The sequence below is a fragment of the Mesorhizobium sp. M7A.F.Ca.US.010.02.1.1 genome (genome assembly GCF_004023085.1).
GTDB lineage: Bacteria > Pseudomonadota > Alphaproteobacteria > Rhizobiales > Rhizobiaceae > Mesorhizobium.
Map to the genome: position 1 here is coordinate 1 of NZ_RZRV01000024.1, position 23,783 is coordinate 23,783.

A 23,783-nucleotide genomic window follows, 5' to 3' on the forward strand; every position below is an offset into this window, starting at 1 on the left:
ACAAACTCCAACTTCCCATCCATCACGCTGGTGTTCCCAAATGGCATCGCGAACCTCCCGGCGCAAAGCACGCCAAACTGTTCGCGATGTCCTCGCACACCTGTTCGCGATGTCTCCGGTCCAAACAGGGGGGAGATAGGCAGCTTCCGCGCTCCGCTCTCCTTGCATGGTGATTGGCGAAAGCCAAGGTGACGTCCGATCTCCCCCCTTGCGGGGGAGATGCCCGGTAGGGCAGAGGGGGTGCTGTCCCGCCGACCTTTACTGGCTACGCCAGTCCCTTAAGCCGGTAAAGCGCCTCCAGCGCTTCCCTTGGCGTCATCTCGTCGGGATTGATGTCGCCGAGCGCGGCACCCAACGCGTCGCCCTTGGCCGGCTTCGCCGCTTCCCGCTTCACCGCCACCGAAAACAGCGGCAGGTCGTCGACCAGCCGGTTGGTCTTGCCGGAAACCTCGCCTTCCTCCAACTGGTGCAGGACTTCCTTGGCCCGGTCGACCACCGCTTCCGGCAGCCCGGCCAGCCGCGCCACCTGCACACCGTAGGAGCGGTCGGCGGCGCCCTTGCCGACCTCGTGCAGGAAGACGACGTCGTTTTCCCATTCCTTGACCCGCATGGTGACGTTGTGGAGCCGCGCCAGCTTGCCGGCCAGCGAGGTCATTTCGTGAAAGTGAGTAGCGAAGATCGCCCGGCAGCGGTTCTTCTCATGCAGATATTCGACCGCCGCCCAGGCGATCGACAGGCCGTCGAAGGTGGCGGTGCCGCGGCCGATCTCGTCGAGGATCACCAGGGCGCGCTCGCCGGCCTGGTTGAGGATTGCCGCCGTCTCGACCATCTCGACCATGAAGGTCGAGCGGCCGCGCGCCAGATCGTCCGAGGCGCCGACACGCGAGAACAGCCGGTCGACGACGCCGATATGGGCCGAGGTCGCTGGCACGAACGAGCCGGTCTGCGCCAGGATGGCGATCAGCGCGTTTTGCCGCAGGAACGTCGACTTGCCGCCCATGTTGGGGCCGGTCAGAAGCCAGATCGCGCCATTCTTGGCGCTGCCCTCCGGCGACAGGTCGCAATCATTGGCGACGAACGGGCCTTCGCCCGAACGGCGCAAGGCCTGCTCGACCACCGGATGCCGGCCCCCCAAAATGTCGAAAGCAAGGCTCGAATCCACCACCGGCCGGCACCAGGCTTCGCTTTCCGAGAGAAGCGCAAGTGCCGCCGAGACATCGAGCACGGCCAGCGCATCCGCACCGGCGCGGATCTTCTCCGCTTCGCCGACCGCTTCCGCCGTCAGCGCGTCGAAGGCGGCAAGCTCGATGCTGAGCGCCCGGTCGGCGGCGTTGGCGATCTTGGTCTCGAGTTCGGCAAGCTCGGTCGTCGTGAAGCGCATGGCGTTGGCCATGGTCTGGCGGTGGATGAAGCGAGCCTTGGCGCCGTCGCTGCCGGTCATGATCGCGTGGTGATTGGCGGTCACCTCGATGTAGTAGCCAAGCACATTGTTGTGGCGGATCTTCAGCGAGCGGATGCCTGTCTCGTCGATCAGCGAGCGCTCCAGCCCGGCGATCACTTTGCGCGACTCATCGCGCAGCGCCCGCATCTCGTCGAGATCGGGGTGATAGCCGCCGCGAACGAAGCCGCCGTCACGCTTGAGCAGCGGCAGTTCGTCGCCAAGCGCCTGTGTCAGGTGCTGGGCCAGCGCCTGGGGCAGCGCGTGGATGGCAGCGAGTGCCGCCGTCAATTCCCTGGGCAGGGCGGTCGCGGCAAAGATCTCGGCGATCGCGCCGGCAGCCTCGAAACCGGCGCGCAGCGCGCCAAGGTCGCGCGGGCCGCCCCGGTTGAGCGCCAGCCTGGACAGCGCGCGCGGCATGTCGGCGACGCTCTTCAGGCTCGACCGTACCGCCTGGCACAGCCGCGTTTCGGCACGGAAGAACGAAACCGAGTCCAGCCTGCCGCCGATCGCCACCGGGTCGGTCAGTGGCGCCATCAGCCGGTCGGCGAGCAGCCTTGCGCCGCCGCCCGTCACCGTGCGGTCGATCGCCTTGAACAGCGAGCCTTCGCGGCTACCCGACAGAGTGCGTAAGAGTTCCAGATTGCCGCGCGTGGCCGGATCGATGAACAGGGTCGATCCTTGCTCTTCGCGCTCGGGCCGCGATAGCGGCGGGCGCTCCGCCTTCTGCGTCTTCTCGACATAGGCGATGGCGCCGGAGATCGCCGACAGTTCGGCGCGCGAAAAGGCGCCAAAACTATCCGGTGTCGCCACATCGAAGAAGCGGGCGATGCGTCCCGTGGCCGAGGCCGAATCAAACAGCGACGGCGGCTGCGGGCTGGCGACGCGGCCAAGCACGTCGAACACCGGTTTCAACTCCGGATCGTGGAACACCGGCTCGGCGACGATCAGCTCGCGCGGATCGACGCGGAAAATGTCGGCCAAAAGCCGGTCGGCGGTGGTGTCGGTGACGCGGAAGGCGCCCGTCGAGATATCGATCCAGGCCAGCGCAAAGGAGTGGTCCGCTCCGCCTTTCACCCGCCCCAGCGCCATCAGGAAGCTCGATTCCGACGGCGCCAGCAATTTGTCCTCGGTGATGGTGCCCGGTGTCACCAGCCGCACCACGTCGCGGCGCACCACCGATTTGCCGCCGCGTTTCTTGGCCTCGGCCGGATCCTCGATCTGTTCGCAGACGGCAACGCGGAAACCCTGGCCGATCAGCTTTTGCAGATAATCGTCGGCGGCATGCACCGGCACGCCGCACATCGGAATGTCGAGCCCTTGATACTTGCCGCGTTTGGTCAGCACGATGCCCAACGCCCGGCTCGCCTTCTCGGCATCGTCGAAGAACAGCTCGTAGAAATCGCCCATGCGATAGAACAGCAGCGAATCGGGGTTCGCCGCCTTGATCTCGATGAATTGCTCGATCATCGGCGTGGCGCCGGAGTGGGCGGTCGGCACCGGCGTCATCGCCTCGGGGGCGTCTGGCTCGTTCGGGCTGTGCATGTTCATGCGCGGCACGCTAGCAGATGTGATGATGCGGTTTAATGCCAGAGCTTCGAAAAACAGGGGACGACGGGACGGCAGCTTGTCCGCAATTGCCGATGCGGACGGCGATTCCAGCGCTGGCGGTTTACACGCGGCGGCGCGTGGTCTTAATTCGGTCCGACACAAAGCACCCGCTTCAACGAGGTGCTGCACCGGTGAGGAAATCAAGAACATCATGGCCAGGAAAACCGAGAACAACGGTCCGTCCGTCAGTGCGCAGGAAGCGCTCGAATTCCACGCCATGGGTCGCCCCGGCAAGCTGGAGGTCGTTGCCACCAAGCCGATGGCGACGCAACGCGACCTCAGCCTCGCCTATTCGCCTGGCGTCGCGGTTCCTGTTCTGGCCATCGCCGAAGACCCCTCGCGCGCCTTCGACTACACGACGCGCGGCAATATGGTCGCCGTCATCTCCAACGGCACCGCCATTCTCGGCCTTGGCAATCTCGGCGCGCTGGCCTCCAAGCCGGTGATGGAGGGCAAGGCGGTGCTGTTCAAGCGCTTCGCCGATGTCGATTCCATCGACCTCGAGGTCGATACCGAGGACGCCGACGAGTTCATCAACTGTGTGCGTTTCCTCGGGCCCTCTTTCGGCGGCATCAATCTCGAGGACATCAAGGCGCCGGAATGCTTCATCATCGAGCAGCGCCTGCGCGAATTGATGGACATCCCGGTCTTCCATGACGACCAGCACGGCACTGCGATCATCTCGGCCGCCGGCCTGATCAACGCGCTGGAAATCACCGGCCGCGACATGAAGACCACAAAAATGATCTGCAACGGCGCTGGCGCCGCCGGCATCGCCTGTATCGAGCTGATGAAGGCGATGGGTTTTGCCCCCGAAAACATCACTTTGTGCGACACCAAGGGTGTGGTGTTCCAGGGCCGCACCGAAGGCATGAACCAGTGGAAGTCGGCGCATGCGGTCAAGACCGAGGCGCGCAGCCTCGCCGAGGCGCTCGACGGCGCCGACGTCTTCCTCGGCCTCTCCGCCAAGGGCGCGCTGACCACCGCCATGGTGCAGTCGATGGCCAAGAACCCGATCATCTTCGCCATGGCCAATCCCGATCCGGAAATCACGCCGGAGGAGGTCGCCGAAATCCGCACCGACGCCATCATGGCCACAGGGCGTTCTGATTACCCCAATCAGGTCAACAACGTGCTCGGCTTCCCCTACATTTTCCGCGGCGCGCTGGATGTCAGGGCAACCACCATCAATGACGACATGAAGATCGCCGCCGCCCAGGCGCTGGCGGCACTGGCGCGCCAGGACGTGCCCGACGACGTCGCCGCCGCCTATCAGGGCAACCGGCCGAAATTCGGCCCCAACTACATCATCCCGGTGCCGTTCGACCCGCGCCTGATCTCGGCCATCCCGATTGCAGTCGCCAAGGCGGCGATGGACTCAGGCGTCGCCCGCAAGCCGATCCTCGATCTCGACCGTTATGCGCAGGAGCTGTCGGCCCGCCGCGACCCGATCGCCTCGACCCTGCAGCGCATCTACGACCGCGTGCGCCGCCAGCCCAAGCGCATCGTCTTCGCTGAGGGCGAGGAGGAGCAGGTCATGCGTGCCGCCGTCTCCTATGTGAACCAGCGGCTCGGCACCGCCATCCTGCTCGGACGCGACGACGTCATCAAGGAAAACGCCAAGCACGCCGGCATCGACCTCAACAAGCAAGGCATCGAGATCATCAATGCCAGGCTGTCGCGCCGCAACGGCATCTACACCGACTATCTCTACGAGCGCATGCAGCGCAAAGGCTTCCTGTTCCGCGACTGCCAGCGCCTGATCAACAACGACCGCAACCATTTTGCCGCCTGCATGGTGGCGCTGGGTGACGCCGACGGCATCGTCACCGGTGTGACCCGCAACTATTCCACCGCACTCGACGACATCCGCCGCGTCATCGACGCCAAGCCCGGCCACCGCGTCATCGGCGTCTCGATCGTGCTGGCGCGGGGCAAGACCGTGCTCGTCGCCGACACCGCCGTGCACGATATGCCCAATGCCGAGCAGATCGCCGACATCGCCGAGGAGGCCGCAGGCTTTGCCCGCCGCATGGGCTATGAGCCACGCCTTGCCATGCTCGCCTATTCCACCTTCGGCCATCCGCAGGGCGAGCGCTCCGAACGCGTCCAGGAAGCCGTGCGCATCCTCGACAAGCGCCGCGTCGACTTCGAGTATGACGGCGAAATGGCCGCCGACGTCGCCCTCAACGCCCGCGCCATGGCGCAATATCCGTTCATAAGGCTGACCGGCCCGGCCAATGTGTTGATCATGCCGGCGTTCCACTCGGCCTCGATCTCGACCAAGATGCTGCAGGAACTCGGCGGCTCCACGGTCATCGGTCCTCTGCTGGTCGGCCTGAACAAGCCGGTTCAGATCGTGTCGCTCAACGCCAAGGACAGCGACATCGTCAACATGGCGGCGATCGCGGCGTATACGGCGGGGACTTGAGGGGCGAGCCTGAGCGGTGAGGTCGCGAGGCGTTCAGCGCGGCGCGAATACGCGCGCGGCCTCAACGACCTCGTCGACCTGATCCTGCCGAAGCAGGTCGACAGGAATGCGGCCGTCGAGCTGCGCCGAGGGCCGCGTCAGCCACAGCCATGCGAGCCTTGGATTGGTGATCAGCGACAGCACGTCGCGAATGCCTGCAACCGGGCGGCCGTCGACGAACTGCGCCAGCGGGAAGACATGTTTGCGGCCGCCCTTGCGCAAGGCGATGACCTCACCCCGTCTCTGCCAACGGTGCAGGGTCGAGCGGGCGATGCGCAAATGCTCTTCCAGATAGGTCGAGCCGGCGACGCGGCCCGCCCAGTCCTCGATCAGCATCGATTCGAGATCGTCGGACTTTGGCAGCGAGGGGGGCTCGACATCGGTCAACGGGGTCATCGGCGGATTGATCACGCCGGCAATACCGGCTTCGCTGCGGCGCGCGGCTTCCGCCGCCAGCGCGCGCACGAATTTCGAGGCCAGGCCGGGCAGGTCGGCATGGATGGCGTCGATGGCGCGCTGGTGCTTCGGCGACAGCAAGGTGACGGCGGACGCTATGCTGCCGGCGATCTTGCCGACCGAGACCATGGTTGGCTTGTTGATGGCCTCATCATAGTGGGCAAGCGCGCGTTCGACCTCCTCCGCGACCATCTCCGCGAAGTCGTCCTGCCTGAGGGCCTGGATCTGAAATCTGTTCATGCATCTGTCTTCCGGGCCGCGCTCCCCTCAGCTGCGGCCGATTGTTGAATCTCTAGAGCGGAAAGCGGAAATCGCGGCGGCAACGAATCCGGCCGCCCGACAGCATGCTGTCTAGCATTTCTTGACACCCCAACGGACTGAGGGCGCACCGAAATGTCAGTCGCGGGACGTCCGGATTGCGTGTAGGTGCGATGTATGACAGCCGCGCGACGGTGAGAAGCGGTCCGCGCAGCGGACGAAAAGCCAATTGCTTGGCTTTTCGAGCTTCGAACGCCCTGAGCCTGCGAAGGGCAGCGGCGCGACCGGCCGCCTACGGCACAAGCGCCGGGCTTTAAGGTTACAGCAACCCCGCCTGCTCAGCCTCGCGGCGCAAATTCTGCCGCGGCCTGGGGCCGATCTGCTGGATCACCAATCCGGCCGCCAGTGAGCCAAGGTCGCCGCAGGTCTGCAGGTCGCGGCCTTGCGTGTAGCCATGCAGGAACCCGGCGGCATAGAGATCGCCGGCACCTGTCGTGTCGACCAGTTCCTTGATCGCGGTCGCCTTGATGACCACGGTCTCGTCGCCGCGCACGATGACCGAGCCCTTTTCCGAGCGGGTGACGGCGGCGATCCGGCAATCCTTGCGGATCTGCGCCAGCGCTTCGTCGAACGACGATGTCTGGTAGAGCGACTTGATCTCGTGGCTGTTGGCAAAGACGATATCGACCGTGCCCGAACGCATCAGGTCGAGGAACTCGTCTCGGTAGCGGTCGACGCAGAACGAATCCGACAGTGTCATCGACACTTCGCGACCTGCCGCGTGCGCCAGCCTCGCCGTCTGGCGGATTGCTTCCTTGGCGCGCGGCGGGTCCCACAGATAGCCTTCGAAATAGGTGACCTTGGCGCCGGAGGCCTTGTCGGCCTCGACGTCCTCCGGTCCAAGCTCGACGCAGGCGCCGAGATAGGTGTTCATCGAGCGCTCGCCGTCGGGGGTGACGAAGATCATCGAGCGCGCCGTCGGCGGCTCGCCCTTGAGCGGCCTGGTGTCGAAGGCGACGCCCTGCGCATGGATGTCGTGGGCATAGATTTCGCCCAGCGCATCGTTGGAGACCTTGCCGAAGAAGGCGGCGCGGCCGCCGAAACTGGCGACGCCGGCCGCCGTGTTGCCTGCGCTACCGCCGGAGGCTTCGATCGCCGGCCCCATGCGGCTGTAGAGCAGTTCGGCGCGCTTTGTGTCGATGAGGTTCATCGCGCCCTTGATGATGCCGTTGGTCTCGAGGAATTCCTCGTCGCACTGGGCGATGATGTCGACAATGGCATTGCCGATGCAAAGCACGTCATAATCCGGCATCAAAATCTCCGCCAAAAACCCGAGCCGGCTTCTTGCCACGCCGGCCCGGCGCGGGTCTAGCGATTTGAAACCGGTTTGCCTAGGGCGAGACACGCAACTTTGGCGGAACAGGCAAAAGGCGCCTCAGCCGCGAGGCGCTATGACAATTCGACCGTGGCCGAAGCATTTCTTCGCCGCACCGCCTACAAGCCTGGTTCAGCCGATCCCGTTTCGAAGGCGAGCCAGCCCCATGTCTACAAAGAAGATCTCGACAAAGAACGAGCCTGCAAAGAACGACATGACCACCGACCTGGCGCTGCTCGTCGTGCTGGCGGTGCTCTGGGGCGCCTCCTACACCTTCATCAAGATCGGCGTCGAAACCATCCCGCCGGTCACCTTCATTGCCGCCCGCACCCTGATTGCCGGTGGTATCCTGTTCGCCATCCTCCGGTGGCGCGGGCTCGCCATGCCGGGCGATGCGGCAAGCTGGCGCCGCTTCGCCTTCCAGGCCTGCCTCAACAGCGTCATCCCGTTCACCCTCATCGCGGCGGCGGAACGTTCGGTCGATGCCGGCCTCGCCACCATCCTGAATGCCACCTCGCCGATCTTCACCTTCCTCTTGACAGCGCTCATCACCCGCCACGAGCCGGTCACGGTGCGCAAGCTGATTGGCGTCGGCGCCGGCATTGCCGGCATCTGCCTCATCATCGGCACGCAGGCACTGGGTGGCCTCGGTCACGAGTTGTGGGCGCAGTTGGCCATCGTAGCGGCAACAATCTGCTATGCGGGTGCGGCCATTTTCGGCCGTGGTTTCAAGGGCCTCGACCCAATGCTGCCTGCCGCCGGTTCCATGCTGTGCGGCGCCGTCATACTCGTGCCCCTCAGCCTTGTGTTCGACCAGCCATGGACGCTCGCGCCCTCGACCGCATCTATCCTGGCCCTGCTCGGCCTGTCGGTGTTTTCGACGGCGCTGGCCTTCGTCATCTATTTCCGCCTCATCCACACGCTGGGTTCGGTCGGCACCACCTCGCAGGCCTATCTGCGGGTGCCGATCGGCGTCGGCATCGGCGCCCTTTTCCTCGGCGAAAGCCTAGGCTCGACGGCATGGCTGGGCATGGCGTTCGTCGTGGCCGGGGTCGCTGCCATGACCATCCCGATTCGAAAGCCGGCGTTTGCGCGGTAGAGCAATTCCAGGAAAAGTGTGAGCGGTTTTCCCGGGAAAAGCGGATAGCGCTTTCCCTTGGGAATTGCGTCAAAGCAAAGAACCAGCCCGCTTGTGCTCATGGCCTGCGCTGCCTATCTCGGAAGCATCCGCCTTTTAGGCGGCGTCCGCTAACCGGGGTGTGACAAGGTGATTTTCGACGCTGCCCGCACAGCGGCCCTCGAGCTGCTCTCGCCTCCCTTTCGGGCCGTGTTCCTCAAGACATTGGGTCTGACGCTGCTGGCGCTTGTCGCCTTGTGGTTCGGCCTGACCAGCCTCGTCGAGTGGCTGGCGCTGCCGTGGCTGCAGACGCTGTTGCCCGGCATGCCGTCCTGGGCCGGGTGGCTGGGCGGCATCATCGCGGCAATAGCGCTTGCCTTCGGCATGGCGTTGCTCATCGCGCCGGTGACGGCTGTTGTCGCCGGCCTGTTCCTCGACGATATCGCCGAAGTGGTCGAGCGCACCGACTATCCCGGCGATCCGACCGGCCGCGCCATGCCGGCGCTGCGCTCGCTGGTGCTGTCGGCGCGATTCCTCGGCGTCGTCATTCTTGGCAACATCGTCGCGCTGCTGCTTCTCTTGGTGCCGGGCGTCAACATAGCCGCCTTCTTCATCGTCAACGGCTATCTGCTCGGGCGCGAGTTCTTCGAATTCGCCGCCATGCGCTTTCGTAGGGAAGAAGAGGCCAGGGCCTTGCGCAGGCACTATGCCGCCACAGTGTTTCTCGCCGGGCTGCTCATCGCGGCTTTCCTCGCCGTGCCGTTGCTCAACCTGCTGACGCCGCTGTTCGCCGCCGCCATGATGGTGCATCTGCACAAGGCGATCTCGGTGCGGGAAGTGGCTCGCTCCTCGCGCCACTGAGCATTTTCTTCAGAGCAACAGGAATCCGCGTCCGAGCTCGTCGTCCGCTTCGACGATAAACTCAGTCCTGCCACTATAATAGGCGCGGCCGCCGACGCGGGCGATGATCGCCTCGTGCGGGCCAGCCTTTGCAGTCCGCACCACGGCTCCCGAAAAACGCGAGCCGGCAATGCTTTCGAATGTGCGCGTCTGTCCGATCGCGATCTCGCCCTTGGCATGCATGGCCGCCAGCCTTGCGGTGACGCCGGAGCCGGTCGGCGAGCGGTCGACCTCCGCCTCGGCGAAGACGCAGATGTTTTTAGTCACCTCGCTGGAAAACGCATCGCGGCCATCGGTCAGGATGGTGCCATAGAGGAAGGCTAGGTCGGCATGGTCGGGATGCGACAGCGGCAATTCGGCCTTGAGCCTGTCCGTCAGCGCGGTTGCCGCATCGACGAAATCGCGCACCCGGCTTCTGCCGAATTCAAGCCCGAATTGGTGACAATCGGCCAGCGCGTAGAAGGCGCCGCCATAGGCGACGTCGAAGCCGATCGTGCCATGGCCCGCCAGCTCTATCGTCTGCCCGCCGGCGAACAGGAAGGCCGGCACGCTTTCGAACGACACCGCACCGGCCTTGCCGTCCCTGACCTCGACCGAGGCGACGACCAGCCCGCACGGCGCCTCGATATTGACTGTCGTGATTGGTTCCTGTTTCGCCACCAATCCCTCATCTACGGCGTAGCGGCCGAGCGCGACGATGGCGTGGCCGCACATCGTCGAGTAACCCTCATTGTGCATGAACAGCACGGCGAGGTCGGCGCCGGGCAGGTCCGGCTCGACCAGCAAGGCGCCATACATGTCGTAATGGCCGCGCGGCTCGAACATCAGGATTTTCCTGAGATGATCGAGATGGTCGCGCACATAGGCGCGCTTTTCCAGGATCGTGCCCTTGGGAATACCGGGATAGCCGCCGGTGACGATCCTCAGCGGCTCGCCGCCGGTATGCATATCGACCACGGCCAGCGTCATGCGACGGGCTTCGTGAAGAGGGCCTGCAATTTGCCGAACGGCATGGCGGCGCGGGTGAAGCCGAAGGTGCCGTCCTGCTGGATCTCGCGTGCCGCCGTTTCCAGCATGCCATAGGCGAAATTGGTCAGCCACGGCCCGAGCGAGATGCGCTTGACGCCGGCCATGGCGAGGTCGGCGATGGTGAAGCCAGGCTTTGCCATGACATTGACCGGCTTGCTGACCGCCGAGCAGAGCGTGCGGATCATCTCGACGTCGCCGATGCCTGGCGCATAGAGCACGTCGGCGCCGGCCTTCTCGAACGCCTGCAGCCGCTTGATGGTATCGTCGAGGTCGGACTTGCCCCACAGGAAATTCTCGGCCCGCGCCGTGAAGACGAAATCGCGCTTCAGCGCCCGCGCCGCCTCCACCGCCGCCGCAACGCGCTCGACAGCGTGCGCGAAATCATAGATTGGCTTGTCGGGGTCGCCGGTGTGGTCTTCGATCGAGCAGCCGGCAAGACCGGCCGCTTCGGCCGCGAAGATGGTTTCGGCGGCCTGCTCGGCGCTGTCGCCCTTGCCTTTCTCGAGGTCGGCCGAGACCGGCAGGCTGGTCGCCCCCGACACCTCGCGGCAATGGTGGATCATCTGGTCGAAGGTCACCGCGCCGTCCGGCAAGCCGCGCGAAAAGGCAAAGCCGGCGCTGGTTGTCGCCAGCGCCGTGAAGCCGAACGAGCCGAGCAGCTTCGTCGTGCCGATATCCCAGGGATTGGGCATGACGAAGGTCGAGGCATGCAGGTCGCGAAAGATCTTGCCCTTGTCCATAGTAGTTCCCCCATCATGTGCCGTGTGGCTGAGCGGATTTTATCCTGCCCGATTTCGCCGGGCAAACGAATGCGGTTGGTTCAGAAGCGTTTGGCGTTCTCTCCTGCCAATTTGTCCAGCGTGTCGGAATCCTTGATGTAGCGCGATGTCTTTTTGTCCCAGTGATAGGTGACGGAAATCTCGTGGGACTCTGGTCTGGGCGGAGTGTCGTCGCAGCTTTCGCCGTTGAGCACCGTGGCTTCGGTCACCGTCACTTTGATGGCAGCATAGGACTTCCCCTCCGCGATGGCCTGAAAAGCTACATCCTGCTTGCGGCTGTAGGCGCACAGGTTTTCGTCGAACGTATAGATCATGTCGATCAGTTCGAATTTGTCGTCGCGGACCATGATCAGCGGCGTGATCACATAGTTCTGGCTCGAGTTGAAATGCGCGCTCATGGTGATCAGGACGTCATCGTTGGCGCTGACCGAAAGCTTGCCCGGTTCGCGGAAGTAGGTGCCGCGGTCGAGCGCGACATTGACGGCGTCGAGCAATTTTGGCTTGGCCGTGACGTCGTAGAGCGCCAGCACCGCATAGCCTTCGGCGCTGTCGGGAGAGTCACCGAGGTCGAACAGCATGGCCAGCCGGTCCTTGCCGCCGGCCTTGATCGCAAGCACCGCGGCATTGGAAAAGCCCGAAGTTTCGGGCGGCGAACCGCCGCCGTCCGGTCGCTCGATATGTCGCATCTCGATCGGTAACCCGCCCCTGTAGAAGCCGTCCTGGTCCGCGGCGAGATCTGGAATGACCATCCTCGCGAGGTCGAGATAGGTGGCATCCGTGCGGCCGGGCAAAGCACTGCCGAGTTCCGGGAAGCCGACGGCTTGCGCGCCGGCCGCAGTCCACAAAAACGGCAGCAGCGTCAAGGTAAGGAAGAAGCGGAACAGGGCGGGTTTCATGCGTGGCCTCGAATTGGCGGGGCCAAGCTAGCACGGACGATCGAGGCGTACAGCCGCGGGCTGCAGATCAGCTTAGTGGATCGGCACCAGCCCGGCCAGCTCGCGCATGTCGTCGAACAGGATGCCGCCGGCCTGGATCAGGCCAGCGCGGTCGGAATAGGGATCGGCATGATAGGAAAACACCCGCATGCCGGCGGCGATCCCGGCCTGCGTGCCGGCGACGCTGTCCTCGATGACGATGCAGTCGGCGGGCGCGAAGCCCATGGTCTTGACCGCATGCAGGAACAGGTCCGGGAACGGCTTGCCACGGCTGACCATGGTCGAGGAAAACATCGCGTGTTCGAACAGCGGCAACAGCCCGGTCTGGCCGAGCGTGATGTGCATCTTCGACACTCGGGCCGAGGTGGCGACGCAATAGGCGATACCGGCTGAACGCACGGCTTCGACGAACTCGCGGACGTAGGGGATCGCTTCGACGCCGTGGGCAAACAGATCCGGCAGGCCGGCGTTCCAGCGATCGACGAAATCGACGCCGAGCCTGACGCTGGTCTCTGCTTCGATCTCTTTCTGCACCGACGCCATGCTGCGGCCGGAGAAATTCTTGCGGCAATATTCGAAGCTTGTCGGATAGCCGGCAGCGGTCAGCCATTCGGCGAGGCGCCGATTGGCGAGGTTCTCGGTGTCGACCAGGATCCCGTCGCAGTCGAAGATGACAAGTTTAGGCAGTTCAGGCATCAGGCGGTGCCGGTCGACCCGAACCCGCCCGCGCCGCGCGCCGTGCCGCCAGCTAGGTTGCGCTCTTCCACGGCGGCTTGCGTCACCGCGGCAAAAACGATCTGGGCGATGCGCATGCCGCGCGTCACCGCGAAGTCCTCGTCGCCGAGATTGATCAGCAGCACCTTCACCTCGCCGCGATAATCGCTGTCGATGGTGCCGGGCGTGTTGAGGACAGTCAGGCCGTGCTTGAAAGCAAGTCCGGAGCGCGGCCGCACCTGGCCCTCCATGCCTTCCGGAATTTCCAGGATCAGCCCGGTCGGCACCAAAGTACGCTTGCCAGGCAGGATCAGCAGCGGCCGGTCGTCGGGCACGGCGGCGCGCAGATCCATGCCGGCAGCACCGGTGCTTTCATAAGCAGGAAGGGGAAGTCCTTCAGCATGCGGCAACCTGACGAAGCCGACGGTCGGACCGATGACGGAGGGAGTTTGAAGGGCTGCGCGCATAAAATCGATCCTATCGGCGCGAACGGCGATTCGGTCAACTCGACTGTAATTCTATCAACGGCTTTCTTTTGGGCGGCACTGTGACCACCCAACGCTTCGTCATCCACGGGCGAAGCAAGGAGCGAAGCGACGCAGCGCAGAACATAGGATCCATGCCGCGACTTTAAAGCGTTGCTGCGGTGCAGAATTCTGCTCCGCTGCACTCCTCGGCCAAGGTCACGGCATGGATCCTCGGGTCTTCGCGACGGAGCTTCGCTCCTGCTCCGCCCGTGGATGACGAAGTTGGGAGGCTTCAGCTAATCTACCTCAGTTCCATCGGAACGACGGTGGTCTCCTTGATCTCCTCCATCACGAAGGACGCGGACACATCCGACAGCGCCACCTTGGCGATCAGCCGCTGGTAGAGCCGGTCATAGGCCTTCACGTCGGCGACGCGGGCGCGCAAGACATAGTCGAGGTCGCCCGACATGCGGTAGACGCCGGTGATCTCGGGAAAGCCGGTCACTGCCGCGCGGAATTTCTGCAGCCACTCCGGGTCGTGGTTGGACGTGCGGATCAGGATGAAGACGGAAAGGCCAAGTCCGAGCTTTTCGGCATCGACCAGCGCCACGCGGCCGGTGATGACGCCATCCTCCTCCAGCCGCTTCACCCGGCGCCAGCAGGCATTGCGCGACAGCGCCACCCGTTCCGACAGCTGGTCGACCGACAGCGTGCCGTCGCGTTGCAATTCGGCAAGCAATTTCCGGTCGATTTCGTCGATTTCCAACGCCATGTGGGATGTTTGTCCCATCAACGGGTCAAATACAAGGATATTTTGAGACCGATGAACCGGCGAAGCGTGTCAGGATACTCATATCAGGAACTTCAAGCGCTGAAGGGGACCAGCATGTCGGTCGCAAGGATTTTCACCTCTCATCCGGCCAAGGTCGGCGAAACCTATTTCACTCATATGGCCTTTGCCGGCTGGTTCTCGTCGCGGCTGCTGATGGCGGCTGGCGCCGCGCTCGTTCACGCTTTCTTGCCATTTCTGTTTGAGACTACCGCCAGCCGAATCGTTCGTGAGCTTTACGAGCGGACGCACAACAGAGGCACACACGCGATCAAGGAGCCTGCGGCTCTTATGGATCGCGCCTAGAGGGCGACAGAAGCGATGTGCCGGTGGGCGGCCTATCTCGGTGAAGCAGTCTTTCTCGAAGACATGCTCACCGCGCCCTGTCACTCGCTGATCGCCCAGAGCCATTGCGCCCAGGAAGCGAAATCGCCGACCAATGGTGACGGTTTTGGCCTTGCCTGGTATGGCGACCGCCCGGAGCCGGGTCTCTACCGAGACATCCTGCCGGCATGGTCGGATCCCAATCTGAAGAGCCTGTGCCGGCAGATCAAATCCGGCCTGTTCCTCGCCCATGTGCGGGCGTCCACCGGCGGCGCCACCAGCCGCATGAATTGCCATCCGTTCATCTCCAGCTCTTGGTCGTTCATGCACAACGGCCAGATCGGCGGCTTCGAAAAAATCCGCCGCGCGCTGGAGAATTCGCTGTCCGACGCTGTCTTCGACCAGCGCGAAGGCACCACCGATTCCGAATTGTTTTTCCTGCTGATGATCGACGAGGGATTGACCGGCGATCCGCAAGGCGCCGTCTCCCGCGCCACCAGCCGCGTGCTCGAAGCCTCGCGCCGCGCCGGCCTCGAACCGGCGCTGAAACTCACCGCCGCCTTCTCCGACGGGCAGGCGCTGCATGCGGTGCGCTACGCCACCGACGCTCACGCACCGACGCTCTACACGTCTGTCCTGCGCAAGGGCGGCGGCCGCTGCATCGTTTCCGAGCCCTTCGACCGCGAGGGCGGCGACTGGCAGGCGATCCCGCCGTCGAGTTTTGTGACGATCACTGGCGATGGCATGGTCATTCGCCCTTTCGCACCCGCATCGGCCAGGCTGGCACTGGCCGTCTAGTTGCAAAAGTGCGGCAACGCCGCGGGACAGCCCCCCTCTGTCCTGCCGGACATCTCCCCCACACGGGGGGAGATTGGCACCTGCGACTGCCGCGCTATTCCTTGCAACGTCCGAGATTGGCGAAAGCTGTCGTGACATCCAATCTCCCCACCTGTGGGGGGAGATGTCCGGCAGGACAGAGGGGGCGCCGTAGAGTGCAGACTTGGACAGTCCAGTCTGCACAATTTCGATCAAACGCAGACAATCCTCGAATGCTCAACTCCATTTGAAGCAGCGCCGCTGTCCGCCATCCGATCAGGCGAACGCGGCCAAGCCGGAGCATTGTCAATGGACCTCGTCTTTTCCTCAACCATCGAGCTGGCCACTGCCATCGCCGCGCGGAAGATCTCCGCCGTCGAGGCACTCGACGCGCATCTGGCGCAGATCGATGCGCACAACGATGCGGTCAACGCCGTCATCTCGCTCGACAGGGAAGGGGCTCGCGAGTGCGCCAAGAAGGCCGACGCGGCCCAGGCGCGCGGCGAGGCCCTCGGCCCGCTGCACGGCGTACCGTTCACGCTGAAGGACATGCACGATACATCCGGCATGAAGACCACGGTCGGCTTTCCGCCTTTTGCCGACTATGTCGCCAAACAGGACAGTCCGGTCGTCGCCCGCTTGCGTGCGGCTGGCGGCGTGCTGATGGCCAAGACCAATGTCGCGACCATGCTTTCGGACTGGCAGTCGAACAATCCGCTGTTTGGTCGCACCAGCAATCCCTGGAATCTCCAGCGCACGGCGGGCGGTTCCAGCGGCGGCGCGGCGGCTGCACTTTGCTCGGGGATGACGCCGTTCGATGTCGGCACCGACATGCAGGACTCAATCCGGCTGCCGGCCAGTTTCTGCGGTGTCTATGGCCTGAAGCCGACGGAGCACCGCGTCTCGCTGGCCGGCGTCTTTCCCGATCCCGGCGGTACTGCGCGCAGCGTGCGGCTGATGTCCTGCCTTGGGCCGCTGGCGCGCAGTGTGGAAGATTTGGCGCTGATCTATCAAATCATTGCCGGTCCTAATGGAAGCGACACCGATCTTGCGCCGGTGCCGGTCGAGGATATGCCAAGCCTCGACCTCAAGACATTGCGCATTGCCTTCGCGCCGTTCTTTCCCGGGTTTCCAGTGGCGGGCGACGTCAGCGCCGCGGTCGAAAGTCTCGCAAGGCAGTTACAATCCGCAGGAGCGGTCGTCGAAGAAGCAAAACTGCCGAAACTCGACCTGCATGACGATCTGGAGCAGGGCGGCGCGCTGATCGGCATGATGCTGGAGGCCGCTCAGCCTGAGCCGCCGGAGGAACCGACACCGGTCTCGCGCTGGTTCGAGGCACTCGCCCGCCGCGACAAATCCATTCTCGCCTGGGACCGGTTTTTCGAGGCCTACGACGCGTTGATCTGCCCGGTCGCCATGACCACCGCCTTCCCGCATTGCGAGCCGGGCACGCCGATCAAGGTCGACGGCAAGGAGCAGAGCTACTGGATGCTGCCGGCCTATGGCGCCGTGTTCAACTACAGCGGCCATCCAGCGCTTTCCATGCCGTGCGGACTGGACAGCACCGGCCTGCCGATCGGCCTGCAACTGGTCGGCAAACGCTGGTCGGAGTCACGGCTGCTCGGCATCGCCAAGGCAATCGAACCACTCACCGGCGGCTTTCGCCGTCCGCCCGCCTATTGAGCGAAGCGCGACAATCCATAAGGGGCAAGTAAGGGGTCGCGCTCGCCGTCGAGGATTTCCCTTGTGGCGAACAGGCCGACGGCCGGCGCCAGCGTGATGCCGGAATGCATGACCGCGACATAGACACCGTCCATGCCCACCGCGCGGCCGATGATCGGAAAGCCGTCGATCGGCGTCGGCCGGTAGCCGACCGTGTGGAAATCGAGTTCCAACCCGTCGCTGTCGCGCAGCATGGCCTTCATGGCCGCAAACAGCGCGTGGGCGGTGGCTTCGGCATTCATACCCGGATCGGCGCCGCCAAAATCCGAGCCGGCGATGATGCGGCCTTCCGCCGTCTGGCGCATGTGCAGCCGCTCGGCCAGAACCAGACCGTTGAGCAGCTTTTTGTAAGGCCGTGAGTGGACGATCAGGCCGGGCGGCGTTTCGATCGGCAGGTTGATCCCGGCGGTCGCGGCGATCTCCGGCGAGCCGACGCCGGCCGCGACCACCACCTCGTCTGATGCAATCAATCCGTGCGAAGTGTCGACACCGGTGATCCTGCCGCCGGTCTGGACCAGGGCCGTCACCGTGCTGGAGATGGTCTTCGCGCCATGTCGCTTCGCGTCTGCCAATAGGGCATGGGCGGCGGCCACGGGCTCTGCGACACCTTCCTCAGCCACATGCAGGGCAAAGTCGGGAAGCTCGGCGAGATTGGGCTCGATGCGCGCGGCACCGGCGCGGTCGACGCGTTCGATGCCGTAGCCCCAGGCGGAATGCTCCGTGGCGTAGATTTCCATGTCGGTGGCCGACAGATCCCAGCACAGGCCACCGCACCAGCTGAGCGGCAGGCCGGGTAGGTCCTGCGCCAGCCGCGACCATTCGGCCATCGCGCGGGTGCGCAGCCGGAAATAGGGCTCCGGATTGCCCCAGCTGGCATTGATCCAGGCAAACGAGTTTGGGGTGGCGATTCCACCGACGGGGCTGTCGGAAATGACCGTGACCTGTGCTCCCGCCTTGCTCAGATGCCAGGCGATGGAGGCGCCGATGATGCCGGCGCCGATGACGATCACTTGTTTCGCCGCAGTCATGCTTGCTCCTCTGCCTCGCCATCCGGAGGGATGTTCGTCCAGTGCCATCCCGGCAGCCGCTTGCCAACATTGCGCAGCGCAAAATATGCGGCAATGCACTGGCCGGAGCCACAGCACGGCTGAGCTGTATGCTCTGACGGTGAGGCGGCGATCAGCAGCTTCCGAGCCGCCGGACCGGTCGACAGCCCGGCACTGCGCTGCTAGAAGCCCGGCCTGTCACACGGAAATCCCAGAGAATGCCCGAAGCAATAGAAGAAGAAGTGGCGCGCCGCCGCACCTTCGCGATCATCGCGCACCCGGACGCCGGCAAGACGACGCTCACCGAAAAGCTGCTGCTGTTCGGCGGCGCTATCCAGCTTGCCGGCGAGGTCAAAGCCAAGAAGGACAAGATCCAGACCCGCTCCGACTGGATGAAGATCGAGCGTGAGCGCGGCATCTCGGTCGTCACCTCGGTGATGACCTTCGAGTATGAAGACAATGTCTTCAACCTGCTCGACACGCCCGGCCACGAGGATTTCGCCGACGACACCTACCGCACGCTGTCGGCGGTCGACTCGGCGGTCATGGTCATCGATGCCGCCAAGGGCATCGAGCCGCGCACACTGAAGCTGTTCGAAGTCTGCCGGCTGCGCGACATTCCGATCATCACCTTCATCAACAAGATGGACCGCGAAAGCCGCGATCCGTTCGAGATTTTGGACGAGATCGAGCAGAAGCTGGCGCTGGATACTGCCCCCGTCACCTGGCCGATCGGCCGCGGCAAGAATTTTGCCGGCACCTATCATCTGGCGCTGAATGCCGTGCGCAGGGGCGACGCGGAGAAAGAACGCACGCCGGTTAATGGTCCCGATTCCAACCGCGTTGCTGGCCTTTTGCCAGAAAACGAACGCGAAGCCTTCATCGAGGAACTGGAGCTCGCGCGGGAAGCGTGCAGACCCCTTGATATAGAAGCCTTCCGAGAGGGCCATCTGACGCCGGTCTATTTCGGCTCGGCGCTGCGCAATTATGGCGTGCGCGACCTGATCGAGGCGCTTGGCGCTTTTGGACCGCCGCCGCGCGCGCAGGAGGCCGACACCCGCAAGGTCGAGGCAACCGAGGAGAAGATGACGTCCTTCGTCTTCAAGATCCAGGCCAACATGGATCCCAACCACCGCGACCGCATTGCCTTCGTCCGCGTCTGTTCGGGCAAGCTCGAGCGCGGCATGAAGGCCAAGCTGGTGCGTACGGGAAAGCCTATGTCGCTGTCGGCGCCGCAATTCTTCTTTGCCCGCACCCGCGTCACCGCCGACGAGGCGTTCGCCGGCGATGTCGTCGGCATTCCCAACCACGGCACGCTGCGTATTGGCGATACGCTGACCGAGGGCGAGGAAATCCTGTTCCGCGGCGTGCCGAATTTCGCACCGGAAATCCTGCGCCGCGTTCGCCTCGGCGACGCGATGAAAGCGAAAAAACTCAAGGAAGCGCTGCACCAGATGGCCGAAGAGGGCGTCGTGCAGCTGTTTTCGCCGGAGGACGGCTCGCCTGCCATCGTCGGCGTCGTCGGCGCCCTGCAGCTCGACGTGTTGAAGGAGCGGCTGAACTTCGAATACACGCTGCCGGTCGAATTCGAGATGTCGCGGTTTTCGGTCTGCCGCTGGATCTCGGCCGACGACAAGGCCGAGGTCCTGCGCTTCATCGAGGCGCATCGCGGCGACATCGCCCGCGACCTCGACAACGATCCGGTGTTCCTGGCCCAGCACGCCTTTTCGCTGAACTACGAAGCGGAACGCTGGAAGGCGATCAAGTTTGCCACGATCAAGGATTATCAGGTCCGCGACAAGGCGGCGTAAGTCGCGCTTTTTCCTTCTCCCCGTTTACGGGGAGAAGATGCCCGAAGGGCGGATGAGGGCGGCGCCAGCGTTGAAGGTTTCGCTCAGCTTTGGCCGCTTCTTCGATCTTGGCGATGTCGATCTTGCCCATCTGCATCATCGCCGACATCACCCGGCCGGCCTTCGCCCGGTCCGCATCCCCGAGCAGCCTGGGCAATTGCTCCGGCACGACCTGCCAGGAAACGCCGAATCTGTCCTTCAGCCAGCTGCAACGGCCGGGTTCGCCACCGCCTTCGGTGAGTTTGCTCCAGAAATGGTCGACTTCAGCCTGCGTCTTGCAGTCGATCGACAGCGACATGGCCTCTGTGAATTTGTATTGGGGGCCGCCATTGAGCGCCTGGAACTGCACGCCGTCGAGTTCGAATGAGGCCACCAACACCTTGCCTTCCTGGGCGTGGCCCTGTGGCCAGCGCGTGACGCTCAACACCTTGGAATTCTTGAAGATCGATACGTAGTGGTTCATGGCCTCTTCGGCCTGGCCGTCGAACCACAGGGAGGTGGTGATCTTTTGCATTGTCTGTCTCCTTGGCATTTCTTTGGGGAAGGGTCAGGCGGCGCCCTTAGCGGCGTCCTGGAGTGAAAAAAGATAGGCGTCGAGCTGGGCGTAGCTGTTGGCCATGCCGCTGGTCATGCCGGTGCCGAGAGCGCCGTCACGGGCTGTTTGCGAAGCGTAGAGCACCGTCTGCGTTAAAAGGGTTTTGCCGGTCTGATCGGTAAAGGTCACCGTTCCGATCGTTTCGCCACCGGTCCAGTCCTCGTCGAACAGTTCGGTTGCGACGATCCGGCTCGGCCGTACGATTTCGCGATAGGCGCCGCTCATACCCATACTGCGACCGTCGCGGTGCTGCCAGACATAACGCGTCGCGCCGCCGACTCTGAGGTCGATCTCGCAGACCGTCAGACGCCAGCCGTCCGGGCCGTGCAGCCAGCCCTTCAGCAGCTCCGGCACCGTCCAGCAGTCGAAGACCATCGGCCGTGGCGCCGCGAAGAGGCGGGTGATCTGGATCTCACGGTCGCTGGGCGTGGTCACTGTCAAGGTGGCGACGGTTGAGCCGGGAAGAATTGTGGTGCTCACGATGATCCTCCTTATGTTGTCCAAGGACGGCCGGCCGGCCGGCGATCCGACACAGGTCCCGATTTTTTCCGGCTATTGGTCTGCCTCGCCGGGAGCTTTTTCGGCTTGCATGGCGCCCAACAGGGCGTCGAGGCGCTGGAAATTGCCTTCCCAGATTTTGCGATAACGCTCCAGCCAGTCATTGGCCTCGGCTAGCGGCTCGGCTTCCAGCCGGCATGGCCGGCGCTGCGCGTCGCGGCCACGAGAGATCAGCCCAGCGTTTTCCAGCACCTTGAGATGCTTGGAAATAGACGGTTGGCTCATCGCGAAGGGTTCGGCGAGCTCCATGACCGAAGCTTCGCCCTGGATGAGCCGCGCAAGGATGGCGCGCCGTGTTGGATCGGCGAGCGCGGCAAAGATAGCGTCCAGCTGGTTCATCTGTCATCCATAGCCAATAAGGTATATACCCATTTGGCTATATACAGATGAATGATCCTCGTCAACCAAGTTGCGCCTTGCGTTCTGGCGCATTGCAAAATTGTGGCCAGACCGGGCTTGCGCGTCTATAACGCCTGCGGTCCGAATTCAGCTCCGCCGCGCCATGCCTGGCTGTGGCCAGCCACCAAGGAAAAAACATGCCTGCCTATCGCTCCCGCACCACCACCCATGGCCGCAACATGGCCGGCGCTCGCGGCCTCTGGCGCGCCACCGGCATGAAGGACTCGGATTTCGGCAAGCCGATCATCGCGGTGGTCAACTCCTTCACCCAGTTCGTGCCGGGCCATGTCCATCTCAAGGATCTCGGCCAGTTGGTCGCGCGCGAGATCGAGAAGGCCGGCGGCGTCGCCAAGGAATTCAACACCATCGCCGTCGACGACGGCATCGCCATGGGCCATGACGGCATGCTCTATTCGCTGCCGTCGCGCGAATTGATCGCCGACTCGGTCGAGTACATGGTCAACGCTCACTGTGCCGACGCCATGGTCTGCATCTCCAATTGCGACAAGATCACGCCCGGCATGCTGATGGCCTCGTTGCGCCTCAACATCCCGACCGTCTTCGTTTCCGGCGGTCCGATGGAAGCCGGCAAGGTGGTTCTGGCCGGCAAGACGCAGGCGCTCGACCTGGTCGATGCCATGGTCGCGGCCGCCGACGACCGAATTTCCGACGAGGACGTCAAGGTCATCGAGCGCTCGGCCTGCCCGACCTGCGGCTCCTGCTCGGGCATGTTCACCGCCAATTCGATGAATTGCTTGACCGAGGCGCTGGGCCTTTCGTTGCCGGGCAATGGCTCGACGCTGGCTACCCACGCCGACCGCAAGCGGCTGTTCGTCGAGGCCGGCCACTTGATCGTCGATCTCGCTCAGCGCTATTACGAGCAGGACGACGAAACCGCGCTGCCGCGCAACATCGCCTCGAAGGGCGCCTTCGAGAACGCTATGACGCTCGACATCGCCATGGGCGGCTCGACCAACACCGTGCTGCACATCCTGGCTGCCGCGCATGAGGGCGAGATTGATTTCGATCAGGACGACATCGACGCGCTGTCGCGCAAGGTGCCGGTGCTGTGCAAGGTTGCTCCAGCCAAGTCCGACGTGCACATGGAAGACGTCCACCGCGCCGGCGGCATCATGGCCATCCTCGGCCAGCTCGACAATGCCGGCCTGCTCAACCGCGACCTGCCGACGGTGCACACGCGAACGCTGGGCGAAGCGCTCGACCATTGGGATATTTCTCGCACGACCAGCCAGAGTGTGCGCGATTTCTTCCTCGCCGCCCCTGGTGGCGTGCCGACACAGGTCGCTTTCAGCCAGGACCGCCGCTGGGACGAACTCGATCTCGACCGCGAGAAAGGCGTCATCCGCTCGACCGAACATCCCTTTTCCAAGGATGGCGGCCTCGCCGTGCTGAAAGGCAATCTGGCGCTCGACGGCTGCATCGTGAAGACGGCCGGCGTCGATGAATCGATCCTGAAGTTCACCGGCCCGGCCCGCGTGTTCGAAAGCCAGGATTCCAGCGTCAAGGCGATCCTGTCGAACGAGATCAAGGCCGGCGATGTGGTCGTCATCCGCTATGAAGGGCCGCGCGGCGGCCCAGGCATGCAGGAAATGCTTTATCCAACCAGCTATCTGAAGTCGAAAGGGCTCGGCAAGGCCTGCGCTCTGGTCACCGACGGCCGCTTCTCCGGCGGCACCTCGGGCCTGTCGATCGGCCACGCATCGCCGGAAGCCGCCGAAGGCGGGCTGATCGGGCTCGTGCAGGAGGGCGATACGATCGAGATCGACATCCCCAACCGCAGCATCCGCCTGGCTGTCGACGATGCCGAACTGGCAGCGCGCCGTGCTGCTATGGAGGCCAGGGGCGCCCTGGCCTGGAAGCCCGAGGAAAAGCGCAAGCGCAAGGTGACGACCGCCTTACGCGCCTATGCCGCGATGGCGACCAGCGCGGCCAAGGGCGCGGTCAGGTTTGTGCCGGAATAAGGTTCGCGCCCAGGCCCCCTCATCCGGCCGCTACGCGGCCACCTTCTCCCCGCAGGGGAGAAGAGGCTGGCGCCGGCGCTGACGATCTCTTCTCCCCTCGGGGAGAAGGTGGC

20 protein-coding genes and 1 pseudogene are annotated in these 23,783 nt (G+C 64.0%); 8 read left to right on the forward strand and 13 right to left on the reverse strand.

From position 1 onward, the window contains the following. Positions 1–265: 265 nt before the first annotated feature. Positions 266–2,989 (reverse strand): DNA mismatch repair protein MutS, encoded by a 2,724-nt coding sequence (gene mutS, locus EOA19_RS22365; protein ID WP_128304817.1) that lies wholly within the window; start codon positions 2,987–2,989, stop codon positions 266–268. 211 nt (positions 2,990–3,200) lie between these two features. Here mutS and EOA19_RS22370 point away from each other — a divergent pair, with 211 nt between their 5' ends. Continuing rightward, positions 3,201–5,480, forward strand: coding sequence for an NADP-dependent malic enzyme (locus EOA19_RS22370; protein ID WP_128304818.1), 2,280 nt, complete (start codon positions 3,201–3,203; stop codon positions 5,478–5,480). A gap of 33 nt (positions 5,481–5,513) precedes the next feature. Here EOA19_RS22370 and EOA19_RS22375 read toward each other — a convergent pair whose 3' ends face one another. Both EOA19_RS22375 and EOA19_RS22380 read right to left on the reverse strand, forming a co-directional pair. Further along, positions 5,514–6,215 carry an antitoxin Xre/MbcA/ParS toxin-binding domain-containing protein gene (locus EOA19_RS22375; protein ID WP_128304819.1) on the reverse strand — a complete coding sequence of 234 codons (702 nt, stop codon included), beginning with the start codon at positions 6,213–6,215 and terminating at the stop codon, positions 5,514–5,516. Positions 6,216–6,552: 337 nt separating this feature from the next. Further along, complete coding sequence (locus tag EOA19_RS22380; protein WP_023811645.1) at positions 6,553–7,545, reverse strand: adenosine kinase; 993 nt, start codon at positions 7,543–7,545, stop codon at positions 6,553–6,555. 229 nt (positions 7,546–7,774) lie between these two features. Here EOA19_RS22380 and EOA19_RS22385 point away from each other — a divergent pair, with 229 nt between their 5' ends. Continuing rightward, the gene (locus tag EOA19_RS22385; protein ID WP_128304820.1) at positions 7,775–8,707 is read left to right on the forward strand and encodes an EamA family transporter; all 933 of its coding nucleotides are present in this window, start codon (positions 7,775–7,777) and stop codon (positions 8,705–8,707) included. Positions 8,708–8,875: 168 nt separating this feature from the next. Then, on the forward strand, positions 8,876–9,586 hold the full coding sequence (locus EOA19_RS22390) for a sulfate transporter family protein (protein ID WP_023811647.1): 711 nt from the start codon (positions 8,876–8,878) through the stop codon (positions 9,584–9,586). A 9-nt stretch (positions 9,587–9,595) separates the two neighbouring features. Here the strand turns inward: EOA19_RS22390 and EOA19_RS22395 are convergent, their stop codons facing one another. The 6 genes from EOA19_RS22395 to EOA19_RS22420 all read right to left on the reverse strand — a co-directional run bounded on the left by EOA19_RS22395 (position 9,596) and on the right by EOA19_RS22420 (position 14,321). Next, positions 9,596–10,594: a proline racemase family protein gene (locus EOA19_RS22395; protein WP_128304821.1), complete on the reverse strand. Its 999-nt coding sequence runs from the start codon at positions 10,592–10,594 to the stop codon at positions 9,596–9,598. Beyond that, positions 10,591–11,394, reverse strand: coding sequence for an oxaloacetate decarboxylase (locus EOA19_RS22400; RefSeq protein WP_128304822.1), 804 nt, complete (start codon positions 11,392–11,394; stop codon positions 10,591–10,593). The genes EOA19_RS22395 and EOA19_RS22400 overlap by 4 nt, the downstream gene beginning before the upstream one ends. Before the next feature lie 80 nt (positions 11,395–11,474). Then, entirely contained in the window at positions 11,475–12,329 is an 855-nt protein-coding gene (locus tag EOA19_RS22405) for a hypothetical protein (RefSeq protein ID WP_128304823.1), read from the reverse strand. 72 nt (positions 12,330–12,401) lie between these two features. Further along, positions 12,402–13,064 carry an HAD family phosphatase gene (locus tag EOA19_RS22410; protein ID WP_128304824.1) on the reverse strand — a complete coding sequence of 221 codons (663 nt, stop codon included), beginning with the start codon at positions 13,062–13,064 and terminating at the stop codon, positions 12,402–12,404. Continuing rightward, complete coding sequence (gene dut, locus EOA19_RS22415) at positions 13,064–13,549, reverse strand: dUTP diphosphatase (RefSeq protein ID WP_128304825.1); 486 nt, start codon at positions 13,547–13,549, stop codon at positions 13,064–13,066. The genes EOA19_RS22410 and dut overlap by 1 nt, the downstream gene beginning before the upstream one ends. Before the next feature lie 301 nt (positions 13,550–13,850). Next, complete coding sequence (locus tag EOA19_RS22420; protein WP_023811653.1) at positions 13,851–14,321, reverse strand: Lrp/AsnC family transcriptional regulator; 471 nt, start codon at positions 14,319–14,321, stop codon at positions 13,851–13,853. Between the two features lie 114 nt (positions 14,322–14,435). On the opposite strand from EOA19_RS22420, the gene EOA19_RS22425 reads away from it, so the two are divergent. From EOA19_RS22425 to EOA19_RS22440, 3 genes are all read left to right on the forward strand, one after another. Continuing rightward, a complete protein-coding gene (locus EOA19_RS22425) occupies positions 14,436–14,684 on the forward strand; it encodes a DUF6356 family protein (protein ID WP_023811654.1) in 249 nt (82 codons plus the stop codon). 15 nt (positions 14,685–14,699) lie between these two features. After that, positions 14,700–15,500, forward strand: coding sequence for a class II glutamine amidotransferase (locus EOA19_RS22430; RefSeq protein WP_023811655.1), 801 nt, complete (start codon positions 14,700–14,702; stop codon positions 15,498–15,500). A 327-nt stretch (positions 15,501–15,827) separates the two neighbouring features. After that, entirely contained in the window at positions 15,828–17,201 is a 1,374-nt protein-coding gene (locus tag EOA19_RS22440; RefSeq protein WP_023811656.1) for an amidase, read from the forward strand. Here the strand turns inward: EOA19_RS22440 and EOA19_RS22445 are convergent. Continuing rightward, positions 17,195–18,268, reverse strand: a complete 1,074-nt coding sequence (locus EOA19_RS22445) for an FAD-binding oxidoreductase (RefSeq protein WP_128304827.1) — start codon at positions 18,266–18,268, stop codon at positions 17,195–17,197. The genes EOA19_RS22440 and EOA19_RS22445 overlap by 7 nt on opposite strands. Positions 18,269–18,504: 236 nt before the next feature. Here EOA19_RS22445 and EOA19_RS22450 point away from each other — a divergent pair, with 236 nt between their 5' ends. Then, complete coding sequence (locus tag EOA19_RS22450) at positions 18,505–20,097, forward strand: peptide chain release factor 3 (RefSeq protein ID WP_023811658.1); 1,593 nt, start codon at positions 18,505–18,507, stop codon at positions 20,095–20,097. 88 nt (positions 20,098–20,185) lie between these two features. Here the strand turns inward: EOA19_RS22450 and EOA19_RS22455 are convergent. The 3 genes and pseudogenes from EOA19_RS22455 to EOA19_RS22465 form a co-directional block, all read right to left on the reverse strand. Next, positions 20,186–20,650: pseudogene (locus EOA19_RS22455) on the reverse strand (VOC family protein); the annotation flags it as partial. 33 nt (positions 20,651–20,683) lie between these two features. Beyond that, positions 20,684–21,211: an SRPBCC family protein gene (locus EOA19_RS22460; protein ID WP_245273228.1), complete on the reverse strand. Its 528-nt coding sequence runs from the start codon at positions 21,209–21,211 to the stop codon at positions 20,684–20,686. Positions 21,212–21,283: 72 nt separating this feature from the next. Next, positions 21,284–21,628 (reverse strand): metalloregulator ArsR/SmtB family transcription factor, encoded by a 345-nt coding sequence (locus tag EOA19_RS22465; protein ID WP_023811661.1) that lies wholly within the window; start codon positions 21,626–21,628, stop codon positions 21,284–21,286. Positions 21,629–21,825: 197 nt separating this feature from the next. Between EOA19_RS22465 and ilvD the strand changes: the two genes are divergently transcribed. Beyond that, a complete protein-coding gene (gene ilvD, locus EOA19_RS22470) occupies positions 21,826–23,670 on the forward strand; it encodes a dihydroxy-acid dehydratase (RefSeq protein ID WP_023811662.1) in 1,845 nt (614 codons plus the stop codon). Positions 23,671–23,783 lie beyond the last annotated feature (113 nt).